This window comes from Acinetobacter sp. A1, from assembly GCF_012371315.1.
In the GTDB taxonomy this organism is placed as follows: domain Bacteria; phylum Pseudomonadota; class Gammaproteobacteria; order Pseudomonadales; family Moraxellaceae; genus Acinetobacter.
Genome location: NZ_JAAZQY010000023.1, coordinates 20542 through 42926 on the forward strand (window position 1 = coordinate 20542; position 22385 = coordinate 42926).

Below are 22385 nucleotides of genomic sequence, written 5' to 3' on the forward strand. Positions count from 1 at the left end.
TATGCTGCTAGTAGCTACTTATTTTTAATCAGCTATTTTTCATTGTTCGGTTGATGCTCAAGCTCTTTAATCAAGAAATAGTTTAAAAAAGTCCGAATCACAGCAATAATGCCCAGTTTAATCAGGCTATCTAAATCGGGATCAACTGTTGTCGCCAAAATATCTGCGGCCAATTGAAACTCTAAAGCGGTTGCCAACCAATCTCCAAAGCAATATCGTGCGGTGCGACCTGATTTTAACTGGATCAACACAATTAAGGTTTTAATTAAACCAATAACCACGCATACCACAGAGATAAACTCTAGGGAAAGTTGCAGAAAATGCACCCAAGTGATCAGTAGTTCTCTTAAATACATCACATCCAGCATTTAAAATCTCCTGCAAAGAGCTTCTCTTAGGCATTAAGCATTCAATTTAGTGTCAGTTTTTTAATTATTTACACCATCATAGCTTTAAATGCTGGGGGTAAAAAGACCAAAGTGATTTGAACAGGTGCTTGTGACGAATAGGAGACTAAAACAATATGTAAAGTGATGTTTTTTAACAGTGTGCAGTAAATATGAGAAAAATAAAAAAGCACTAAGTTATTAAAACTTAATGCTAATTTTTATAGTTACCTAGAAAGTAATCGCGGGAAATTGAAATTACTTTCCAATACAGAACGATCCAAAAATCTTACCCAACAAATCATCGGCAGAGAAATCACCTGTAATTTCACCCAATGCATTTTGCGCCAAACGTAAAGACTCAGCTACTAATTCACCTGCATGATAGACCACCAGCTGCTCACGTGCTTCTGCCAAGTACTGCTGAGTGCGCTTCATTGCGTCTAAATGGCGGGTACGTGCAATAAAGGTATCTTCTTCAGGCTGAAATCCTGCATGCGCTGTAATCGCTTCTATGAGCGACTGAACACCTGTTTCCTGTTTAGCCGACACCGTAATGTGCCTAAAGCCATTAAAATCTGAAATTTCAGCGGCGACTCCAGTTAAATCACATTTATTGCCAATCAACATTAAACGCTTTGGCTCAATATGCTGAGCAAAATAGTGCTGTGCCAATTGCAGTGGATCTTCATGCTGGCTTAAGTCATAAACCAATAGCAATAAATCTGCCTGTTCAATTTCTTTAATGGCACGGCGGATGCCTTCTTTTTCAACAATATCGCCTGTTTCACGTAAACCAGCGGTATCGGTCAGAGTAATAGGTAAACCATTTAAGCTGATCTTTTCATGCAATACGTCACGTGTAGTACCCGCAATATCCGTCACGATGGCACGTTCAATTCCTGCTAGTGCATTCAGCAAAGATGATTTACCTGCATTTGGTTTACCCGCAATTACCACCTGCAAACCTTCACGCAACAATTGCCCTTGACGTGCAGACTGTTGCACGGCAGTCACCGAAGCAGCAACATCATCTAGCAAATTTAAAATTTTCCCATCGGCCAGAAAATCAATTTCCTCTTCGGGAAAATCAATGGCAGCTTCTACGTGCAGGCGCAAATGAATTAATTTTTCCAGCACGGTATTCACTTTCGTGGAAAATGTCCCCTGCAAAGAACGTACTGCAGACCGTGCTGCAGCTTGTGAAGTGGCATCAATTAAATCGGCTATCGCTTCAGCCTGTACCAAATCCAGTTTGCCATTTTCAAAGGCACGCATGGAAAATTCACCCGCTTTAGCAGCCGTTGCCCCTAGCTCAAGCAAACGTGCAAGCAGGGCATTTTGAATGACAGGGCCACCATGCCCCTGTAATTCCACCACATCCTCACCAGTAAATGAGTTTGGATTAGGAAAGCAAATCACCAAGCCTTCATCCATGACCTCACCTGCCGCATCATAGAACTGTCTAAAGCCTGCATAACGTGCTTTAGGCAAGGCTTTTTCAGTCAAAGCCTCCGCTATGGCATAGGATTTTGGGCCAGACAGGCGGATTACCCCCACACCACCACGGCCAGGCGGAGTCGCAATTGCTGCAATGGTGCTGCGGTTATACATAAATTCACCTAAAACTTTAAAAGATATGCAAAGAAAAATCCGCTTAAGATTACCATCTTAAGCGGATTTATTCAGCTGCTCAGCCACACTTAATTGGCTGGAGTTGCTTGCTCACGTTTGGCACGGTCTTTCTCAACGCTTTTGTTGATCAAGCTTTGCTGTAAAATCGTAATCAAGTTGTTGACAATCCAGTACAGAACCAAGCCTGCAGGGAAGAACAATAAGAATACGGTGAACACAACAGGCATCACACGGAAGATTTTAGCCTGCATTGGATCAGTCGGTTGTGGGTTCAACATTTGTTGAATATACATGGTCACACCCATCAATAATGGCAGGATAAACCATGGATCCATTGCCGATAAGTCCTGAATCCAACCTAACCATGGCGCATGACGGAGCTCTACCGATTCCATCAATACCCAATACAAAGCAAGAAAAATTGGCATTTGCAGTAGCAATGGCAAGCAACCAGACAATGGGTTGACCTGTTCACGCTTATACAAAGCCATCATTTCTTGCGAGAAACGCATACGGTCTTCACCAAACTCTTCTTTCATGCGCTGCATTTCAGGTGCAATCACACGCATTTTCGCCATAGAGCGATAGCTCTTAGACGACAATGGCCACAGAATCAGTTTCACTAAAATAGTCAATAGAATAATCGACCAGCCCCAGTTCCCCACTAAACCATGGAAGAATTGCAAGCCAACGAACAATAACTTAGCAATTGGCCATAACCAGCCATAATCTACAGTTTGGTTCAAACCAGTCGCTAAATCTTTTAATTCAGACTGAATTTTTGGGCCAGAATAGAACGTCGCATCGACTTCAGCCACCGTACCTGCAGGTACATTAATGGTTGGTGAAGTGAAACCAATGATGTTCATTTCATCGGTAGACTTACGTGATTCCAGTTTCGCAGCGTACGGCTGACCATCGGCTTGTGTCAGTTTTAATTGACCAGGCACCCATGCACTCACGAAATAGTGCTGTACCACTGCCACCCAACCGCCTGTTGCATCAATACTCAGTTTTTCTTCATTGAAGTTGTCAAATTTCAGCTTATTGTAGTGCTCATCAGGCGTACCCCATGCACCACCCAGGAACGTTCCCAAAGTAAAAATACCTTGGTCTGACTTACCTGGATCATCTGAATTGTCACGCTTGATCTGACCAAACATCTGACCTTGCCAGTTTTGCTTACTGCGGTTAATCACTTTGTGATTGACCAATACTGGGTATTCACCCGCAGTAAAACTAAAGGTCTTGATGATTTCAACGCCATCTGCAGTTTTATACACCATTGGTACAGTTAAAGTTTTAACTGTTTCACCGGCTTTATTTTTGCTGTCTTTGGCATCGGCTAAGCTATAGTTTGATTTTTCAATTTCATAGCTTGGACGACCATTACGACTACTGTCTGGACCATTCAACCCGATTAACCCAGATTGCGCGACATAAGTGCGCTTAGCGTCGCTTTCCAGCATCACGAAAGGATCGTCACTGTCTTTATTCTTGTCATGATTGAGTAATTCAACACGAACAATATCACCACCTTTAGGATTAATCCAAAGATGATAAAGGTCAGTTTGTACTGAAATAAGCTGCTGACTAACAGGTGCTGTGGCATCGGTTATTTGCTGTGCAGGAATATTTGCTTGCGGTACATCAGAAGCTGCTGTAGCCGTTTGGCCATTCGGCAAATCTGCAGACACTTCATGTGAAACAACGGCAGTTTGTTGCTGCGGTGCTGTTTCAGCATTTCCATAATCTTTTTGCCACGCCAAAATGAGCAAATATGCGACGACAAACATGGCCCCGAGAATTGCAAACCTGGCCCATTGTTGCATATCTATTACCCCAAGTGGTTAGAGTGATTTTTGGTTCAATAAACGATCACGAAAGGGTACAGTAATGTGATGCGTTTGAGAATCTATTTGCTGAAATGAAATAAAACGAATGACTTTTGGCGGCACTGGGTCATAACCTGAACCACCCCACGGATGACAACGACAAATACGTTTTGTAGCCAGCCACACACCACTCACAGCACCATGGCTATGTACTGCTTCCAAAGCATATTGAGAACAAGTTGGAATATAACGACAGCGCGGGCCCAATAACGGACTAATCGCGATCTGATAGAAACGTATCAACCAATGCAGTAAACGTACCATTGGCCATCTCTACTTTTGTGGGGAGGGAGCTATTTTTGAATGCTTTTTGGCAAGACGTTGCAACTTTTGCCAAGCAAATTGTAATTGCTGATGCAATTCCGCATTAGATACAGTGTCAATTCCAACTTTGGGCATTACCACAATATCCAAGTCATTTAATTGCTGTTGATGCAAGCGAAAGCTTTCGCGAGCAAGTCGTTTTACTCGATTTCGTTCGTGTGCACGACGCACTTTCTTTTTTGCAACGACAAGACCCAAACGGCTATTTGGCAGTTCGGAATGTTTTGCAAGAAATAAGAAATGGGGTTGATGCACTTTAAAAAGCGCACCATCAAACACACCTTTATAATCGGCAGCACAGCGTAATCTCAACTCTGTGCTGAAGCCATAAAGTGTTGTCATAACACCCAAAAGTCGGTTCAGCGTGACTGTATTAAACAGTTAAGCTGTGACGACCTTTTGCACGACGGCGAGCTAATACTTGACGACCAGCTTTAGTAGCCATACGAGCACGGAAACCATGAACGCGCTTACGCTTTAATTCAGATGGTTGAAATGTACGTTTCATATCGAAACTCCAAAAATGATCTTTCTATAAAGGTCCGCGATTTTAGTGCTCATTGCTTGAGCTGTCAATGAAAAACACGTTTTCTTATTAAATAAGCCTTAATTTTTCATTCAACTTACTTTTGCCAGCGTGTTCAGTTTTTTTGGTAATTTTAAAATATACACAAGATAAATATTTGTTTATGTTTGACTAATAAGTTATTAACAGTATTATTCACATAATTATCCACAAGTTTATTCGCTTTTAATTTATGGCTGTTGTTTTGAATTTAAATTTAAACCATAGCTGAATTATCCACAGCAGCTTGCGCTCTTATAAATAAATTCAAATTTATAAATTTAAATTTATTACTATTAGGGCAGCATTTTTCTGTGGGAAAGCCACTTTTTATATAATAAAACAATGAGATGTATTGTGGATATCTGTGTTTTTATAATTTTAATACTTTGTGGATAACTTTATGTTATATTTTATCCACATCTTGCGGATAAACTTATCCACACCACGATATAAATTTAAATTCAGGTTTGATGATTTCTTTTTTGAGCAATTTTGCTGATTTTGTCATGACAGATGTGGATAACTTGGTTAGAATGGCGACCCGCTCAGGCGGTCTAGGTAAGTTTTAAATTTAAAATGGATTGAATAGGGGTTTCACATGCTTTGGACGGACTGCTTAAATCGCTTGCGACAAGAGCTCTCTGGAAATGTCTTTACAATGTGGATTCGCCCATTGGTGGCAGAAGAAGTTGAAGATACATTAAAACTTTATGCGCCTAATCCTTATTGGACACGCTACATTCAAGAGCATCATCTCGAGTTAATTGCTATTTTGGCCGAACAACTGTCTGAAGGACGGGTGCGTAAGGTTGAAATTTTGGTCGATTCACGTCCAGGTGCAATTTTATCTGCCAGTGAACAACCTGCTACAACTACAGCTGCGCTGGAATCTGCGCCTGTGCCTATTGCAAAACCTAAGCGCGAAAAAGAAGAGTCTTCTGCAAAGAGTCGTAAACGCCAGTTAAATCCGTTATTCACCTTTTCTTTGTTTGTAGAAGGTCGTTCTAACCAAATGGCTGCGGAAACCTGTCGCAAGGTTTTGACCCAGTTGGGGGCATCTCAGCATAACCCGTTATTTTTGTATGGCCCTACAGGTTTGGGTAAGACCCACTTAATGCAAGCAGTGGGTAATGCTTTGTTGCAAGCCAAACCCAATGCTCGGGTCATGTATATGACTGCAGAAAGTTTTGTGCAGGACTTTGTCAGCTCTTTGCAGCAAGGTAAAGTTGAAGAATTCAAGAAAAACTGTCGTTCTTTAGATTTATTGTTGGTCGATGACATCCATTTACTGGCTGGTAAAGAAGCCAGTTTGGTCGAGTTTTTCTATACTTTTAACGCATTACTCGATGAATCTAAACAGATTATTTTAACCTCAGACCGTTATCCAAAAGAATTAACTGAATTGGATGCTCGTTTGGTGTCACGTTTTTCGTGGGGCTTGTCTGTAGGGGTTGAACCACCCGATATTGAAACCCGTATTGAAATTTTATTAAAGAAAGCCGAAAGCAGTGCAGTAGATTTACCACGTAATTGTGCTTTATTTATTGCTCAACAGGTGGTGGCGAACGTTCGTGAATTAGAGGGCGCCTTGAATAAAGTCGTCGCCATTTCACGTTTTAAAGGCACACCTATTGATCTAGATGTGGTTCGTGAATCTTTAAAAGACGTTTTAGCAATTCGTGCGCGTACCATCAGCACAGAAAATATTCAGCGTGTGGTGAGTGAGTATTTCCGTATTCCTTTAAAAGAATTGGTGGGGCCAAAACGTACACGTATTTATGCACGTCCACGTCAGTTGGCGATGGGCTTAGCGCGTGAACTCACAGGTGATAGTTTCCCAGAAATTGGTATGGCATTTGGTGGGCGTGATCACAGTACCGTGATGCATGCCTGCGAAAAAGTACAAAGCCTGCGTGAAGAAGATCCGATCTTTAACGAAGACTATAAAAACTTGCAACGCTTGTTGCAAAGTTGACCGAATTTGCTCAAATTCTGTTCTTGCCATGCGGCAGCTTTTGCCGCATAGTACACTGCTAAAAAATCTATTTTATTCTCCAATCTTCAGTTGTTAGAGGAATGCACCGTGCGTTTAAAAATCGCGAAAGAAAGCTTACTGAATGTTCTGTCACATGTCGTAGGAGCGGTTGAACGTCGCCATACCTTAAATATTTTATCTAATGTCAAAGTACAGGTGACAGAGCAAGCGCTCACCATTACAGGTTCAGACTTAGAAGTTGAATTGGTGGCTAGTACTCAATTGGCAGAAGGTGCATGTTTGCAAGCAGGGGAAACCACAGTACCTGCACGTAAACTCATGGATATTTGTAAATCTTTGCCAAGCGCAGCTTTAATTGATTTACAAATTACTGAAGATCAGCGTTGTATTTTAAAATCAGGCAATAGCCGCTTTGTATTGGGCACTTTGCCTGCAGAAGATTATCCGTTATTGGCCACTGAAAATGCTCAGGGCACGCAAGTGACAGTGACCGAGCGTGAATTAAAACGCCTGTTTGAAAAAACTGCGTTTGCCATGGCGGTGCAAGATGTTCGTTTTTATTTAACAGGTACTTTGCTAGAAATTGACGAAAATCAATTACGTGCAGTAACTACTGATGGTCACCGTTTGGCTTTATGTGAAACGGTGGCATCTTCTACGGCTACGCAGTTAATTCAAGCAATTGTGCCGCGTAAGGCAGTGGCTGAATTGCAACGTTTACTTAGCATTGAAGATGAGCAATTGGCGTTGTTAATTGGTCGTGAATTGTTAAACGTAACCATTCGTACCCCAAGCCGTGACAAAGAACAAGCGGATATTACCGTGCGTTTCACCACAAAACTGATTGATGGTAAATTCCCAGATTATCGTCGTGTGATTCCTCGTGGTGGCGACAAAAACGTGCTGATTGCACATGATGTTTTTAAACAGTCTTTACAGCGTGTTGCGATTTTAAGTAATGAAAAATTACGTGGCGTATTTCTGAACTTTAGTGCAGACACTTTGCAGTTACGCGCCAATAACCCAGAACAAGATGAAGCCATTGAAGATTTAGCGATTCAATATGCTGACTCACCGTTAGAAATGTCTTTTAACGCGCAATATTTATTAGATGTTTTGGGCGCATTAGATGGTGATGATGTTTCTATGACCATGACTGAAGCCAATCAGTCAGTATTGGTACAAGACCCAGCGCATCAAGATCAAACTTATGTTGTAATGCCAATGCGTGTTTAAGCGAGTCGTGTATTCAAAAAAATAATTTAGCTGAATCATGCATATTACGCGTTTACATATAGAGCGTGTTCGGAACTTAAAAGCGGTTGCACTTCATGAGTTGCAGCCGTTTAATGTCTTTTATGGGCAAAATGGCTCAGGAAAAACTTCTATTTTAGAGGCGGTTCATTTACTTGCCACAGGCCGCTCTTTTCGTACCCATATTCCAAAAAATTATATTCAGAACAGCAGCCAAGATGCGATTGTATTTGCCCAGTCTTTGACAGAAAAAATTGGTATGCAAAAAATGGCTTCAGGTGAGCAGTTGATTAAAGTCAATGGTGACCCTGTTGCAACCCAAGGTCAGCTGGCTAAGATTTTACCTTTGCAATTGATTGATCCACTCAGTACCGAAATTATTGACCATGGGGCCAAACCACGGCGTCAGTTGCTGGACTGGTTGATGTTCCACGTGGAACCAGAATTTTATCATGCATGGCAATACTATTCCCGTGCCTTAAAACAACGCAATAGCCTACTCAAATCTCAACGTCATTTAAGTCTGTCTGATCTAGAGCCGTGGAACAAAATGCTCAGTGATTATGGGGAGATTTTGCATCGGCAACGGGTTGGTGTTATGGAGCAATGGCAACAGTTTTTTGCTCAGGACTTGCAGCAGTTATTGCCAGATTTAGAGATTCGTCTGGAATATAGCGCAGGCTTTCATACCGATACGGGCTTGCTGAATGATCTGTGCAATTATCATCAAAAAGATCTAGAGCGTCGTTATACCGAATACGGCCCACACCGTGCCGATTTACGCCTAAAAACCCCAATGGGCGATGCAGATGTGGTGCTGTCACGTGGGCAGAAAAAGCTATTGATTATGGCCTTAAAACTTTCACAGATTGCAATGCTGCATGCGTGCAACAAGGAAACTGTGGTATTATTAGATGATCTGACAGCAGAATTAGATTTAAGCGCACAACAACGTTTAATTGAACGATTAAGCCAATTGGGTAGTCAAGTTTTTATTACCACTTTAGATCATCAATCCGTGCAACAACACTTACAAGCGTTGTCGATTCCTTATCGCTTATTTCAGGTCGATCACGGTACGGTGCAGGCTGTTGAGCAATAATTTTTTATCTTTGGATAGACCTATTTTTCACTAGGGAGAAACCATGAGTTCAGAAGATCAATCTGTCTCTACTACAGAACAAACCAATGAAAAGGCTTATGATTCCTCTAGTATCAAAGTATTGCGTGGCCTAGATGCTGTTCGTAAACGTCCAGGCATGTATATCGGTGATACAGATGATGGTACAGGCTTGCATCACATGGTGTTCGAGGTAGTCGATAACGCTATTGATGAAGCTTTGGCGGGCCATTGTGATGAAATCTTGGTGACTATCCATGAAGATGAATCTGTCAGCGTATCTGACAATGGACGTGGTATTCCAACCGATATTCACCCTGAAGAAGGGGTGTCAGCTGCAGAAGTTATTCTGACTATTCTGCACGCAGGCGGTAAGTTCGATGATAACAGTTATAAAGTGTCGGGTGGTTTACACGGTGTAGGTGTGTCAGTCGTGAACGCACTATCGAGCAAACTTGAACTGACGATTAAACGTGCAGGGCAAATTCACCAACAGGAATATCGTCATGGTGACCCGCAATACCCTTTAAAAGTGGTGGGTGAAACCGCAGATTCGGGTACAACAGTGCGTTTTTGGCCAAGTGCTGACACTTTTAGCCAAACCATTTTTAATGTCGATATTTTGGCGCGTCGCTTACGTGAACTGTCTTTCCTGAATGCGGGTGTGCGCATTGTATTACGTGATGAGCGTGTAAATTTAGAACACATTTATGATTATGAAGGTGGTTTGTCTGAGTTCGTTAAATATATCAACCAAGGCAAAACTCACCTGAATGAAATTTTCCATTTCACCTCGCAAGCTGAAAACGGTATTACTGTAGAAGTGGCATTGCAGTGGAATGATTCATATCAGGAAAACGTGCGTTGCTTTACCAATAACATTCCGCAAAAAGATGGCGGAACACACTTGGCAGGCTTCCGTGCTGCGCTGACCCGTGGTTTAAACAACTACATGGAAAGTGAAAATATCCTGAAAAAGGAAAAAGTCGTGGTGTCGGGGGATGATGCGCGTGAAGGCTTAACTGCGATTGTTTCGGTAAAAGTGCCAGATCCAAAATTCTCTTCGCAAACCAAAGAAAAACTGGTTTCCAGTGAAGTTAAGCCTGCGGTTGAGCAGGCCATGAATAAATCTTTCTCTGAATATTTATTGGAAAACCCGCAAGCGGCAAAATCAATTGCAGGGAAAATTATTGATGCAGCACGTGCCCGTGATGCGGCACGTAAAGCGCGCGAAATGACACGTCGTAAAAGTGCGTTGGACATTGCAGGTTTGCCAGGTAAATTGGCGGACTGTCAGGAAAAAGACCCTGCCTTATCTGAATTGTATCTGGTCGAGGGTGACTCGGCAGGTGGTTCGGCTAAACAAGGTCGTAACCGGAAGATGCAAGCGATTTTGCCTCTGAAAGGTAAAATCCTCAACGTGGAACGTGCACGTTTTGACAAGATGATTTCATCTGCTGAAGTTGGAACTTTAATTACCGCTTTGGGTTGTGGTATTGGCCGTGAAGAATATAACCCAGACAAGTTGCGTTATCACAAAATCATCATCATGACCGATGCCGACGTGGATGGTTCACACATTCGTACCTTGTTACTGACTTTCTTCTTCCGTCAAATGCCAGAACTGGTTGAGCGTGGTCATATTTATATTGCACAGCCACCGCTGTATAAGCTCAAAAAGGGCAAACAGGAACAGTACATTAAAGACAACGATGCACTGGAAACTTACCTAATTTCCAATGCCATTGATGAGTTGGAATTGCATGTGAGTGCTGATGCGCCTGCCATTCGTGGTGAAGCGTTGGCGAAAGTGATTGCAGATTACCAAACTTCGCAAAAGAGTTTGAGCCGCTTAACCTTGCGTTATCCTGCAAGTTTGTTGGATGGTTTATTAGAGCTAGAGGCGTTTAAAATTGATCAGACTGCAGATCAAGCTTATGTGCAGCAATGGGGTGAGCAACTGCGCAGCAGTATTGAAAAATTGCAGCCAAGTTTGCGTCCAGAACTGAGCATTGAACAGTTTGAAAAAGAAGATGCAGAGGGTCAAAAATCTGCAACTTATTGGCCAAGAATCACGGTTTATGTACACAACTTACCGCATGCATATTTGTTAGATGCTGGGTTACTTGGTTCAGCTGAATATGCACGTTTGCTGAAAAATTCAAAAAGCTGGTTTACATTGCTTGAAGAAGGTGCTTATTTGGAAAAAGGCGAACGCAAAATTGCGGTCAATACTTTCCATCAGGTGTGGCAACACATTTTACAAGACTCACGCCGTGGCATGATGATTCAGCGCTATAAGGGTCTAGGTGAGATGAATGCTGAGCAGCTTTGGGAAACCACAATGGATCCTGAAAACCGTAATATGTTGCAGGTGACCATTGATGATGCAATTGAAGCAGACCGCATGTTCTCTTGCTTAATGGGTGATGACGTAGAACCACGTCGTGCCTTTATTGAAGAAAATGCCTTAAATGCAGATATTGATGCTTAATTAGCGCCAAGACAATGCATTGTAAAAAGCACTCTACGGAGTGCTTTTTTGTGTTTGGCTTTTGTTGTTGTCATGATTCATCCAAATATCTTTTATAAAAATGACTTATTGTTCTGTCATGCTGAGCCTTAACTAATCAAATTTACATAAAAATAGAGGATAAGCAGCAAGATGGATAATCAATTAGAACAAGCGCGTGACGCATGGTTAAACGCCTTTTTTACGGGCAATGTTGAAACACTCGCACAGTATGAAGATGACGATTTTAGCGTAATTTATGAGGCTGAATCGCGCGTGGAAAATCGTGAAACACGTTATGCCACAATTCAGCATGCAATTAAAAATGGGGTATGGAAGCCACAAAAACCCAATGTCGATTCTGAAGAATATGCATTTGACCGTGAGCAGGTCAACTGTCGGATTCAGATTGGTTTGGCGGATGAACAGGGCTATATTCAAGAAATCTGGCGCTATTTACAGGGCTGGAAAATTCAGGAATTACGTTTTTGTGCAGCCAAAGTCAGTGCCTAATGAGTCGTATGGCTTGTGGATAATTTTAGATAATTAGGACTGAATTTTTAATTCGCTGATCGTATATTTGAGCTAAAAGCAGAAAAATAGTGGTTTTGAATTTAAAAACGAATATCAAATTAGGTTGTGGGTAACTTTTGAATCGGCTTTGAATTTAAATCTAAGATTTTAAATTTAAACGTTGCGCTTTGAATTTAAAATGCATGATTTGAACACCTAGCTTCTTGCTCGATCTAATTTTAATTTTTATTGCAGTTTGCTGTGGAACATCAGGGATTGGTCTGTGCTAAATCTTTAGCTGTGGATTGATTAGATAAATTAAACACATGCAGCGAAGGTTTTATCTTCTTTGATATTTGGATTGTGAAGATAAATTAAAGGATGGCAATTAAGGATAAAAAGTCTGTGCCCTCAGCACTGCGTTGGATAACAGACACAGTCTAAAGGCGATGATGATTAATACTTAATTGCCTGAATAATCAGGCTTATTCAACACTACTTTCGAGTTCTTCAAGTTCCATCATCAGTTCAAGCATATGTTCTTCTGCTTCTGCCAATGCTGCTTTAAGATCATTTTGCTCATTCATCAGTTGCAGTAAATCATCTTTACGTGATGCTTCATATAAGGCGGTATCTGCCAAAAGGTTTTCAATTTCGCTCAGACGTGGCTGAATTTTTTCAATTTTGGCTTCGCATTTTTCAATATTTTTACGTAAAGGGCGGGTCTGTTCACGGCGTTGAGCTGCCAGTTTGCGTTGCGCTTCTTTATCAATTTTACTCGAGCTGGTTTTTTCAGCTACTGGGCTTGGGTTGCTGCTCTCTGTGCTGCCTTGTTTGATCATGTCTGCGCGTGCTTGACGCAACCAGTTGGCATAATCCTGTAAATCCCCCTCAAATTCAGTACATTGTCCTGCATGTACCAAAAGTAGATCATCACAAACACTGGCAATCAGTTGACGTTCGTGTGAAACCAACACCACAGCACCTTCATAATCTTGCAGTGCCATGGTTAAGGCGTGTCGCATATCTAAGTCTAAATGGTTGGTTGGTTCATCTAGAATCAGTACGTTAGGGCGTTGCCATACAATTAAAGCCAAAGCCAAGCGTGCTCGTTCACCACCTGAAAAACTTTCACACGGGGTATCCATGCGTTCGCCGCTAAAGCCAAAGCTGCCTAAAAAAGAGCGTAAAGTGGCTTCACTGATTTTAGGATCGGCAATACGTGCCAGTTGTAACATTGGACTGGCATTATCATCTAAAGCATCCATTTGATGCTGTGCAAAATAACCAATATTGAGCAATTCAGACGCTTTACGGGTACCAGATAATAAGGCTAATTCACCAACTAAGGATTTAATCAGGGTCGATTTACCCGCACCATTCATCCCCAATAAACCAATTCGGCTGCTCGGAGTGATTTGCAGGTTAATTTTACTGGCAATGACTTTATTTGCATAACCAATACTGACCTGCTCCAAGGTCAATAAAGGTGAACTCATTTTGGTGGGTTCACGGAAACTGAAGGTAAATGGCGTATCGACATGCGCAGGGGCAAGTAATTGCATGCGTTCCAATTGTTTGATACGGCTTTGCGCCTGACGTGCTTTGGTGGCTTTGGCTTTAAAACGGTCAATATACTTTTGCAAATGTGCGCGGGTTTCTTGCTGTTTTTCATAAGCTTGTTGATGCTGTGCCAAGCGTTCACTGCGGGTAGTTTCAAAAGTAGAATAATTGCCGGTATATAAAGTCAGTTCACCATTTTCAATATGTAAAATATGATCGGTAATGGCATCTAAAAAATCACGGTCATGTGAAATCAGCACTAAGGTTCCTGAATAGGCTTTGAGCCAGTCTTCCAACCATAAAATGGCATCTAGGTCTAAGTGGTTGGTGGGTTCATCCAGTAACAGCAATTCTGAACGGCTCATTAAGGTGCGAGCCAAATTCAGGCGCATGCGCCAACCACCTGAAAAGCTACTCACAGGCAAGTTATTTTGATGTTCCATAAAGCCTAAACCTGCCATCAACTGTGCTGCTTTGGCAGGGGCAGTATAGCCATGTATTTCATCAAAACGACCATGCAAATGCGCAAGGCGGTCATTGTCCATTTGTTCAGGCTGTTGTAATTGTTGTTGAATATTCCAGTATTCCTCATCACCTGAAAGTACAAAATCTATTGCAGGCAAGTCCAAGGCTTTAACTTCTTGTGCCATGTGCGCCACAGTCCAACCTTGCGGACGGCTCAGTGTACCTTCATCGGGGGTTAAACTGCCCAAGAGTGCGGCAAATAAACTAGATTTTCCTGCACCATTTACACCAGTCAGACCGACTTTCCAGCCAGGATGGATTTGCATAGACGCTTTTTGGAATAAAACACGTCCACCGCGACGTATAGAGAGTTGATCTAACTGAATCATTGAAATATCTAAAATGAGAAAAATGATGCGGCTATTCTAAATGAAGCATTAAGGAAATGAAAAAAATCTCACGTATTTAATCCATACATTTCGGCAAAGGATTTTTTGTTATTCATCTGAATTTAGTGAATAAAGATTGATCATAAGTTGAACAATGGTAAAACTATGATAGGGAAAATCAGTATAAAAATAATAGCGTAGGATCACGTAATGAACAAAATAGGGATATTTTTGTCGGGATTAGGGCTAGCGATGTTCAGTAGTATCAGTTGGGCACAAAATTCGGTATGTGTATTTGATCTATTGGGTAAAAGTGGTGAATCTTATAAGTTCCTTGAGGAATGGGCTTTAAATACCAAAACTTGGGGAAATGCAGTCAAGTTGGTGGCCTATCAGGATGAAGCCAAGGCGGATCAAGATTTTAAAGACGGTAAGTGTGATGGGGTATATCTCACCTCTATGCGTGCACGATACTACAATAAATTCGCAGGTTCGATTGATGCTTTAGGTGGCGTGCCTTCAAATGAAATTGCCAAAAAAGCCATTGCTTATGTCTTAGACAAGCGCAATAACCAACGTCTAAATAGCACACTCAATCAACAAAACTATACGGTAGGGGGTGTTGCACAAATTGGAACGGCCTATATCTTTGTACGCGATCGTAAAGTAAATAGTATTGAACATGCCAAAGGTAAGAAATTCGCTGTTTTACATTATGATGCTGCTCAAAAGATTATGGTGGAGCGTATTGGTGCGATCCCCGTGATGTCGGATATTTCAAATTTTGTGCGTAAGTTTAATCAAGGTGAAGTGGATATCATTGCTGCACCTGCATATGCCTTTAAACCCTTAGAAATTCAAAAAGGCTTGGGCAACCAAGGTGCGATGATTCATTTTCCAGTAATTAACGTCACAGCAGATTTAATTTTAAACGCAGATAAATTTAGTCCTAATTTTACCAGTCAATCACGTCAATGGTTTGTAAAACAGATTCCAAAAAACTTTGCCATGGTGCAACGTTTAGAATCAGATATCCCTGCACGTTATAAGCTGACACTTTCGAAAGAAGAAAAAGAAAAATATCAAAAACTTTTACGTGACGGTCGCATCGAGCTGACCAAACAAGGAATTTATAACCCAACGATGATGACAGTACTCAAAAAAGCGCGTTGCACAGTGGAAAGAACCAATTTTGAATGTTCTATTGGCGGTGAATAACTGAAAAGGCCTGTTTAAGTTTGTAACCAGTTTTAGGAAATTGTAATTAGCAAAAATGCAGATAAATTTATAATTTTTTGATATTTAAGACATTAAATTGAATTTTTATCTTGCGATTTAACAGGCTTAAACAATATGACCATCATCCTAAAAAAAATGGAGTAAAAGCTCTATTTTTTTTAATAAAACTTGCTTAATATTTATTCCGTGTAGGGACACTCAAAAATAAAAAAATGTGTAGAAGGATCGTAACAATGAAAAAAACACTAGCAACCCTTACCACTTTGGCTGCAATCGGTTTCAGCGCGCAGGTGCAGGCAGCAAAAGTAGATGTGTGTGTCTTTGACTTACTGGGTAAGTCTGGCGAATCATTTCAAATGGCACAAGAGTGGGCCTTGGCTGCAAAAGGCTGGGGTGCAGAAGTTAATTTAATTCCGCGTCAAGATGAAGCGGTCGCAGACAATGATTTTAAGGCGGGTAAATGTGATGGGGTATTTATGACCGCCATGCGTGCCCGTCAGTACAATAAATTTGCAGGTTCAATTGATGCATTGGGTGGCGCACCAAGTAATGTCATTGCACAGCGTGCCATCAGTTTTGCCCTAGATAAACGTAATGCAACCAAAATGGTCACCAATTTAGGTGGGAAAAAGTATGAAGTGGCAGGGATTTCACCTTTAGGCTCAGCTTTTATTTTTGTGCGTGATAAAAATATTAGCTCTATTGAAAAAGCAGCAGGCAAAAAGTTTGCAGTACTTGGTTATGACGATGCACAAAAAATTATGGTGCAGCGTGTCGGTGCGCAAGCCGTAATTTCAGATGTGTCTAACTTTGTGGCCAAGTTCAATAATGGTCAGGTAGATATGGTTGGTGCACCTGCTTATGCTTATAAACCTTTAGAAATTTATAAAGGTTTAGGCAATAACGGGGCAATGTTTAATTTCCCTGTGTTGCAAGTGACAGCTGATTTTGTGATTCGTCCTGAACAATTTCCAGCAGGTTTTGGGCAAAAATCACGTGATTGGTTTGTGAAAAACTTACCTAAAGCCATGCGTATGATTAACCGTTTGGAAGGTGAAATTCCAGCCAAATATAAAATGAACCTCAGTGCAGAAGATAAAACCAAATATCAAAAAATGTTGCGCGATGGACGTATGGATATGACCAAGCGTGGCATTTATGACCCTGCCATGATGAGCGTATTAAAACGTGCCCGTTGTTCTGTCGAAAAAACCAATTTTGAATGTTCACTTGGTGGTGAATAACGAAGCTGTAAACAACCGAGCAACTGCTCGGTTGTTGATGACTTGAAATTTGCTTTAAGTCAGGTAGATAACAACAACGTTAGAAAAACAAAAAATAAGGAAGACATGCATGAAACAATGGACGCAGGCTTTATTATTCGGTGCGGGAATATCTTTGGCTGCCAGCGCCGTACAGGCCAAACAAGTGGTTTGTGTATTTGATTTGGTTGGAAAAAATGGTGATGTTTACAACCTAATGCAAGATTATCAATTGGCCGCAAAAAATTGGGGTGCCAATATTGAATTACGTGTTGGTCAAAACGAAGGGGTTATCGCAGAAGACTTTAAAGCAGGTAAGTGTGATGCGATTAGTGTAACAGGTATGCGTGGGCGCCAATTTAACCACTTTACAGGTTCATTGGATGCCATTGGTGCTATTCCTGATTTAAAACTTGCAGTAAAAGTCATGCAAGGGTTGGCCAGTCCTGCATTTGCCAAATATATGCGCAATGGTCAGTATGAAGTGGCAGGTGTTATTCCAGTGGGTGATGCCTTTTTGATGGTGAATGACCGCAGCATTAATAGCGTGGCCAAAGCGGCAGGCAAAAAAATTGCAGTTTTAGATTACGACCAAGCGCAAAAAATTATGGTACAGCAAATTGGTGCGCAAGCAGTTAGTGCCGATGTTACCAATTTTGGCAGTAAATTTAACAATGGTCAGGTCGATATTATTGGCGCACCAGCCGCAGTTTTCCGTCCTTTAGAGTTACATAAAGGTTTAGGCAGTAAAGGTGCGATTGTGAACTATCCAATTTTACAGGTGACGGGTAATATTATTATCCGCCCAGATAAATTCCCTGCAGGTTTTGGGCAAAAATCACGTGAATGGGTCAAAGGCCAATTACCACGTGCCTTTGGTATTTTAGGAAAAATGAAAGCCGATATTCCTGCCAAATATTGGATGCAAGTGCCTACAGCAGATCAACCGGGTTATCAAAAAATGATGCGTGAATCGCGGATTGATTTGACCAAACGTGGGGTCTATGACAAGCGCATGATGAAATTATTGTGGCAATTCCGCTGCAAAGAAGCGCCAACCAATTTCGAATGTGGTTTGCAGGATGAAAATTATAAATGATTCGATAATCTTGAGATAATTACTCAGAATTCACTTTAATTCTGCATCACAGTCCCAATATTGAGTATGCTATACTTGAATAGTGGTCTTTTTGCGAAAAAGACATCTGAATTGTATCTGAGGAATCCATCATGAATGCCCAAGCACTTGAGCTGACCGATAACGCTGCTAAAAAAGTTCGCCAATTGCGTGATAGCGAAGGGAATCAAGACTTAATGCTACGTGTCTATGTCACAGGTGGGGGCTGTTCAGGATTTTCTTATGGTTTTAACTTTGCAGAAAGCCAAAATGAAGATGATGCAGAATTTGTGAATGGCGATGTAAAAATGCTGGTCGATTCACTCAGCTATCAATATTTAGTGGGTTCAGTGGTAGATTATATTGAAGGCTTAGAAGGTTCACGTTTTGTGGTACAAAACCCGAATGCAACCACGACCTGTGGCTGTGGTTCTTCATTCTCAATCTAAGCAATGTTATCTAAAAATTATTTAGGTATAACTATCTAAAAACTGGATGGATGTACTACAAATTAAAAAGCCTTTCCTGTGCAGAAATAGGAAAGGCTTTTTTGTTCCTGTTAGGAGTTAAACCAAGGTCATGGTACCTAAAATACGATCACCTTTTGCCCCAGTCACAGCAGGTAAATTACCACTTAACTGTTGGCAAAAACGCATCGCTAACCAAGCAAACGCCGTCGCTTCTACCCAAGTTGGGTTCAAACCTAAATCGGCTGTGCTTTGTACAGTCCACTGATGTTTTCGCAAACGCCAGCGTAACTGTTCCAATAGGTAGGAGTTATAAGCACCACCACCGCAGACGTAGACTTCGCCTGTATCCATGCCAGAACGGTAAATGGCTTTTTTAATGGCACGTGTGGTTAGCTTTAATAAAGTCGCTTGTACGTTTTCAGGATTATCTTCGAGTTCGTCATATTCCACATCATTGCGCCAATCGGCAATTTGTTCATCTAGCCATTCCAAATTAAAGTCTTCGCGCCCCGTACTTTTTGGCGGTTCTTTGGAGAAAAATGCATGTGCTTGCAATCGATCTAGTAAGCTGCGAATTGGATGTCCATAAGCGGCCCAATTGCCATTTTCATCATACGGCTGACCTGTATAACGCTCACACCAAGCATCCATTAAAATATTGGCAGGCCCTGTATCAAAACCAGATACTGCTTCAGGCTGCCCCGCAGGTAATAAGCTGACATTGGCAATACCGCCTAAATTTAAAATAACCCGATGAATACTCGAATGTTGAAATAAGTTTTGATGGAATGCGGGTACTAAAGGTGCACCTTGTCCACCTGCGGCCATGTCACGACGACGAAAATCTGAAATTACAGGAAGTTGTGTGATTTCAGTGATGATATTGGGGTCACCAATTTGCAAGGTAAAGCCATGTTCGGGACGATGACGAATGGTTTGACCATGTGAGCCAATCGCTTTAATTTGAGATTTATCTAGTTTATTTTTTTCGATCAGACTATTAATACCATGCCCAATCATGGTGGCCAAAGCTACATCGGCCTTGCCCATGCGGTCAATTTCATTATCATCGGGCAAAGTGAGTGCCATGAGTTCGTCACGTAAATCAGGGTCAAACGGCAAAGTTAGGGTGGCGTGGAGTTGCAGTGGATCAAAAGAAGCAGCAACAAGATCGACACCATCCATGCTTGTGCCCGTCATTACCCCAATATAGATCGCTGTCATGGTTATTCTATAGCCTGCAATATGCTGAAAAAGTGTTAGTATATCGCACAAATTGAATAACTGATGTGTTTGGATTTCGTGATGTCAAATTTCCTGCCGGCTGAAGAACAACTTGCTCTCATTCAACGAGGCACGCATGAAATTATTTCTGAAGAAGATCTTCTGAAGAAATTAAAAGAGAATCGTCCTTTAAAAATTAAGGCGGGTTTTGACCCGACAGCACCTGATTTACACTTGGGGCATACGGTATTAATCAATAAATTAAAAGTATTCCAAGACTTAGGTCACGAAGTGTTTTTCTTGATTGGCGACTATACGGCCATGATTGGTGATCCAACAGGTAAAAGTGCAACTCGTCCGCCGTTGTCACGTGAAAAAGTTTTGGAAAATGCCAAAACTTATCAAGAACAGGTTTTTAAAATTCTTGATCCTCAGAAAACCAAAGTGGTGTTTAACTCTGAATGGTTTGCTACAAAAACTGCAGCCGATTTAATCCAATTGGCATCGCAGCAGACTGTAGCACGCATGTTGGAACGTGATGACTTCACCAAGCGTTATAACAACCAACAACCGATCGCGATTCACGAATTTTTGTATCCATTGGTACAAGGTTATGACTCGGTGGCCTTACAAGCCGATGTGGAGTTAGGTGGTACAGACCAGACCTTTAACTTGTTGATGGGACGTACCTTACAAGGTCGTTATGATCAAGAAGCGCAAGTGTGTATCACGGTGCCAATTTTAGAAGGTTTAGATGGCGTCAATAAAATGTCTAAATCTTTAGGCAACTATATTGGCGTGTTTGATGCACCGGGTGCGATGTATCAAAAAGTCTTATCTATGCCAGACAGTCTGATAGAACGCTATTTTGAATTACTCAGCTTTAAGTCAATGGATGAAATTGACGTATTGTTGAAAGAAATGGCAGAAGGGCGTAATCCTCAAGAAATCAAAAAGATTTTGGCACTTGAGTTGGTTGAGCGTTTCCACGGTGCGGAAGCTGCTGCAAACGCCCATAAAGGTGCGGGCAATATTATTACCGAAGGTGAATTACCAGAAGGTACACCTGAGGTGACCATTTCACGTGCTGAGTTTGGCGGTGAATTATTTATTGCTTCTATTGTGCGTGCAGCAGGCCTGACTAAAAATGCAGCGCAAGCCAAAGATGCAGTTGCACGTGGTGCAGTAAAAGTGGACTGGAATGTTGTAGATGCAGGTTTTTCTGTGAAGGAAAATGCAACGCATATTATTCAGGCGGGCAAAAAAGCGATTGCCAAAGTCACTTTTACCGACTAATCGTGTGCTAAGTAATTGAAAATAAAAGCAGGCATTGGCCTGCTTTTATTTTATGTTGGGTATATGAATTATTTAAATAAGTAAATTCAAAAAAAACCTTATAAAAACAACACTTAAATTTTGCCAAGTGGCTTGCATTTTTGCTCAGTTATGTATATGATTCATCCATCTAGACACAGTGTACAAAACAGATCTAGAGGGTACTTATAACTATAGCTCCACAATTTCCAAGTCTCTTCCCCAAGGGACTCTTTTTTTCTTATAACTATAATAACAATATATGGATCGTTTATAGATTCAACTCCGAGGGAGGGATTTTGGGAGAGATCTCTTTCTTTTTTTTGCCTCGATTTTAATGCTAATTTAGACCAAAAGGTAAATTCTATTTAATTTAGTCAGCGTTCTTTTATTTGCTACTAAGGCATTTGCAGTAAATAAGATGTAGCCCAGAAATTTGCAGGTTTCGTATTCACTAACTTTCACGCCATTTTTAAAGTAAGTATTTACATTTCAATCGAAGTCATAAAACTGTGAGCTTCTATTTTCAGTAATGAGCAAGATTGCTGTACTAACATAAAAAACATAAAGTAGATAAACGCCGTTTAAATGATTGGTTAAGATAAATTGGTATTTTTAAGCGATATCCAAAATTTTTGGTTAAAACTCAGATATAGATTTTAAAAAACTTAGATTAATAGTTTGGGTTAATCGATGACAGTAGCTGCGAACTTATAACTTAGGTTAATCAAAAACAGTTTCTAAAAAGCCTTGAGGAGCTTGTGGATCGGACTTTTTATTAAATTTTGATGAAAAAATAGCTAAAAAATTAAAAAACCAAGCAATTTTGTAGAAAAAAAATACATACGTGAAAAATATTCTAATTTAGGGCTTGCAAAGATTTTGAAATCCCCTAGAATGCACCCATCCCGACGCGAAACAACTTAGAAACTTAGCTCACAGGGTTAAGTTGTAGAGAAAGTTTTGCGTTATATTTTCACTGACGAAGTGAAAATAAGATCATTAAGAGATTATGAAGAACAACTTGTGTGGATTTTTACTGATTGATTAATCGAAAATATTTCATTGATTGATTGGTTTAAATTACTCGAAGTTTATTTGAGCGAAATTTAAGTCAGAAAATTGATGAGCCAGATTTG

Annotated in this window: 17 protein-coding genes and 1 pseudogene; 10 read left to right on the forward strand and 8 right to left on the reverse strand. The window is 40.9% G+C overall.

What is annotated here, in order from left to right:
• Positions 1-32: 32 nt before the first annotated feature.
• From HHA41_RS09200 to rpmH, 6 genes and pseudogenes are all read right to left on the reverse strand, one after another.
• Positions 33-368 carry a DUF1622 domain-containing protein gene (locus tag HHA41_RS09200; RefSeq protein ID WP_168461457.1) on the reverse strand — a complete coding sequence of 112 codons (336 nt, stop codon included), beginning with the start codon at positions 366-368 and terminating at the stop codon, positions 33-35.
• 276 nt (positions 369-644) lie between these two features.
• Entirely contained in the window at positions 645-2000 is a 1356-nt protein-coding gene (gene mnmE / locus HHA41_RS09205) for a tRNA uridine-5-carboxymethylaminomethyl(34) synthesis GTPase MnmE (protein ID WP_168461458.1), read from the reverse strand.
• An 89-nt stretch (positions 2001-2089) separates the two neighbouring features.
• Positions 2090-3853 (reverse strand): membrane protein insertase YidC, encoded by a 1764-nt coding sequence (gene yidC, locus HHA41_RS09210; protein ID WP_168461460.1) that lies wholly within the window; start codon positions 3851-3853, stop codon positions 2090-2092.
• Between the two features lie 5 nt (positions 3854-3858).
• A pseudogene (gene yidD, locus HHA41_RS09215) lies at positions 3859-4180 on the reverse strand (membrane protein insertion efficiency factor YidD).
• Between the two features lie 9 nt (positions 4181-4189).
• Positions 4190-4582: a ribonuclease P protein component gene (gene rnpA / locus HHA41_RS09220; protein WP_096902024.1), complete on the reverse strand. Its 393-nt coding sequence runs from the start codon at positions 4580-4582 to the stop codon at positions 4190-4192.
• A gap of 31 nt (positions 4583-4613) precedes the next feature.
• Positions 4614-4748 (reverse strand): 50S ribosomal protein L34, encoded by a 135-nt coding sequence (rpmH, locus tag HHA41_RS09225; protein ID WP_000831329.1) that lies wholly within the window; start codon positions 4746-4748, stop codon positions 4614-4616.
• A 658-nt stretch (positions 4749-5406) separates the two neighbouring features.
• On the opposite strand from rpmH, the gene dnaA reads away from it, so the two are divergent.
• The 5 genes from dnaA to HHA41_RS09250 all read left to right on the forward strand — a co-directional run bounded on the left by dnaA (position 5407) and on the right by HHA41_RS09250 (position 12203).
• Positions 5407-6783, forward strand: coding sequence for a chromosomal replication initiator protein DnaA (dnaA, locus tag HHA41_RS09230; RefSeq protein WP_168418738.1), 1377 nt, complete (start codon positions 5407-5409; stop codon positions 6781-6783).
• 108 nt (positions 6784-6891) lie between these two features.
• On the forward strand, positions 6892-8040 hold the full coding sequence (gene dnaN / locus HHA41_RS09235) for a DNA polymerase III subunit beta (RefSeq protein WP_168418739.1): 1149 nt from the start codon (positions 6892-6894) through the stop codon (positions 8038-8040).
• A gap of 37 nt (positions 8041-8077) precedes the next feature.
• Positions 8078-9160, forward strand: a complete 1083-nt coding sequence (recF, locus tag HHA41_RS09240; protein ID WP_168418740.1) for a DNA replication/repair protein RecF — start codon at positions 8078-8080, stop codon at positions 9158-9160.
• Between the two features lie 43 nt (positions 9161-9203).
• Positions 9204-11672 carry a DNA topoisomerase (ATP-hydrolyzing) subunit B gene (gene gyrB / locus HHA41_RS09245; RefSeq protein WP_168418741.1) on the forward strand — a complete coding sequence of 823 codons (2469 nt, stop codon included), beginning with the start codon at positions 9204-9206 and terminating at the stop codon, positions 11670-11672.
• A gap of 171 nt (positions 11673-11843) precedes the next feature.
• Positions 11844-12203, forward strand: coding sequence for a hypothetical protein (locus HHA41_RS09250; protein ID WP_168461461.1), 360 nt, complete (start codon positions 11844-11846; stop codon positions 12201-12203).
• Between the two features lie 485 nt (positions 12204-12688).
• Here the strand turns inward: HHA41_RS09250 and HHA41_RS09255 are convergent, their stop codons facing one another.
• Positions 12689-14620, reverse strand: a complete 1932-nt coding sequence (locus tag HHA41_RS09255; protein ID WP_168461462.1) for an ATP-binding cassette domain-containing protein — start codon at positions 14618-14620, stop codon at positions 12689-12691.
• Between the two features lie 210 nt (positions 14621-14830).
• On the opposite strand from HHA41_RS09255, the gene HHA41_RS09260 reads away from it, so the two are divergent.
• The 4 genes from HHA41_RS09260 to erpA all read left to right on the forward strand — a co-directional run bounded on the left by HHA41_RS09260 (position 14831) and on the right by erpA (position 18687).
• A complete protein-coding gene (locus HHA41_RS09260) occupies positions 14831-15838 on the forward strand; it encodes a putative solute-binding protein (RefSeq protein ID WP_168418744.1) in 1008 nt (335 codons plus the stop codon).
• A gap of 254 nt (positions 15839-16092) precedes the next feature.
• Positions 16093-17103: a putative solute-binding protein gene (locus HHA41_RS09265; protein WP_168461464.1), complete on the forward strand. Its 1011-nt coding sequence runs from the start codon at positions 16093-16095 to the stop codon at positions 17101-17103.
• A 109-nt stretch (positions 17104-17212) separates the two neighbouring features.
• Positions 17213-18220 carry a putative solute-binding protein gene (locus HHA41_RS09270; protein ID WP_168461465.1) on the forward strand — a complete coding sequence of 336 codons (1008 nt, stop codon included), beginning with the start codon at positions 17213-17215 and terminating at the stop codon, positions 18218-18220.
• Between the two features lie 131 nt (positions 18221-18351).
• The gene (gene erpA, locus HHA41_RS09275; RefSeq protein ID WP_004969742.1) at positions 18352-18687 is read left to right on the forward strand and encodes an iron-sulfur cluster insertion protein ErpA; all 336 of its coding nucleotides are present in this window, start codon (positions 18352-18354) and stop codon (positions 18685-18687) included.
• 117 nt (positions 18688-18804) lie between these two features.
• Here the strand turns inward: erpA and HHA41_RS09280 are convergent, their stop codons facing one another.
• Complete coding sequence (locus HHA41_RS09280) at positions 18805-19932, reverse strand: anhydro-N-acetylmuramic acid kinase (protein WP_168461466.1); 1128 nt, start codon at positions 19930-19932, stop codon at positions 18805-18807.
• Between the two features lie 63 nt (positions 19933-19995).
• On the opposite strand from HHA41_RS09280, the gene tyrS reads away from it, so the two are divergent.
• Complete coding sequence (gene tyrS, locus HHA41_RS09285) at positions 19996-21228, forward strand: tyrosine--tRNA ligase (protein WP_168418748.1); 1233 nt, start codon at positions 19996-19998, stop codon at positions 21226-21228.
• Positions 21229-22385: the final 1157 nt, after the last annotated feature.

Excerpts from the sequence above, each read along its gene's own strand:
- HHA41_RS09200 (WP_168461457.1), bottom strand. The coding sequence starts at position 368 with ATGCTGGATGTGATGTATTTAAGAGAACTACTGATCACTTGGGTGCAT.
- mnmE (WP_168461458.1), bottom strand. The coding sequence starts at position 2,000 with ATGTATAACCGCAGCACCATTGCAGCAATTGCGACTCCGCCTGGCCGT.
- yidC (WP_168461460.1), bottom strand. The coding sequence starts at position 3,853 with ATGCAACAATGGGCCAGGTTTGCAATTCTCGGGGCCATGTTTGTCGTC.
- rnpA (WP_096902024.1), bottom strand. The coding sequence starts at position 4,582 with ATGACAACACTTTATGGCTTCAGCACAGAGTTGAGATTACGCTGTGCT.
- rpmH (WP_000831329.1), bottom strand. The coding sequence starts at position 4,748 with ATGAAACGTACATTTCAACCATCTGAATTAAAGCGTAAGCGCGTTCAT.
- dnaA (WP_168418738.1), top strand. The coding sequence starts at position 5,407 with ATGCTTTGGACGGACTGCTTAAATCGCTTGCGACAAGAGCTCTCTGGA.
- recF (WP_168418740.1), top strand. The coding sequence starts at position 8,078 with ATGCATATTACGCGTTTACATATAGAGCGTGTTCGGAACTTAAAAGCG.
- gyrB (WP_168418741.1), top strand. The coding sequence starts at position 9,204 with ATGAGTTCAGAAGATCAATCTGTCTCTACTACAGAACAAACCAATGAA.
- HHA41_RS09250 (WP_168461461.1), top strand. The coding sequence starts at position 11,844 with ATGGATAATCAATTAGAACAAGCGCGTGACGCATGGTTAAACGCCTTT.
- HHA41_RS09255 (WP_168461462.1), bottom strand. The coding sequence starts at position 14,620 with ATGATTCAGTTAGATCAACTCTCTATACGTCGCGGTGGACGTGTTTTA.
- HHA41_RS09260 (WP_168418744.1), top strand. The coding sequence starts at position 14,831 with ATGAACAAAATAGGGATATTTTTGTCGGGATTAGGGCTAGCGATGTTC.
- HHA41_RS09265 (WP_168461464.1), top strand. The coding sequence starts at position 16,093 with ATGAAAAAAACACTAGCAACCCTTACCACTTTGGCTGCAATCGGTTTC.
- HHA41_RS09270 (WP_168461465.1), top strand. The coding sequence starts at position 17,213 with ATGAAACAATGGACGCAGGCTTTATTATTCGGTGCGGGAATATCTTTG.
- erpA (WP_004969742.1), top strand. The coding sequence starts at position 18,352 with ATGAATGCCCAAGCACTTGAGCTGACCGATAACGCTGCTAAAAAAGTT.
- HHA41_RS09280 (WP_168461466.1), bottom strand. The coding sequence starts at position 19,932 with ATGACAGCGATCTATATTGGGGTAATGACGGGCACAAGCATGGATGGT.
- tyrS (WP_168418748.1), top strand. The coding sequence starts at position 19,996 with ATGTGTTTGGATTTCGTGATGTCAAATTTCCTGCCGGCTGAAGAACAA.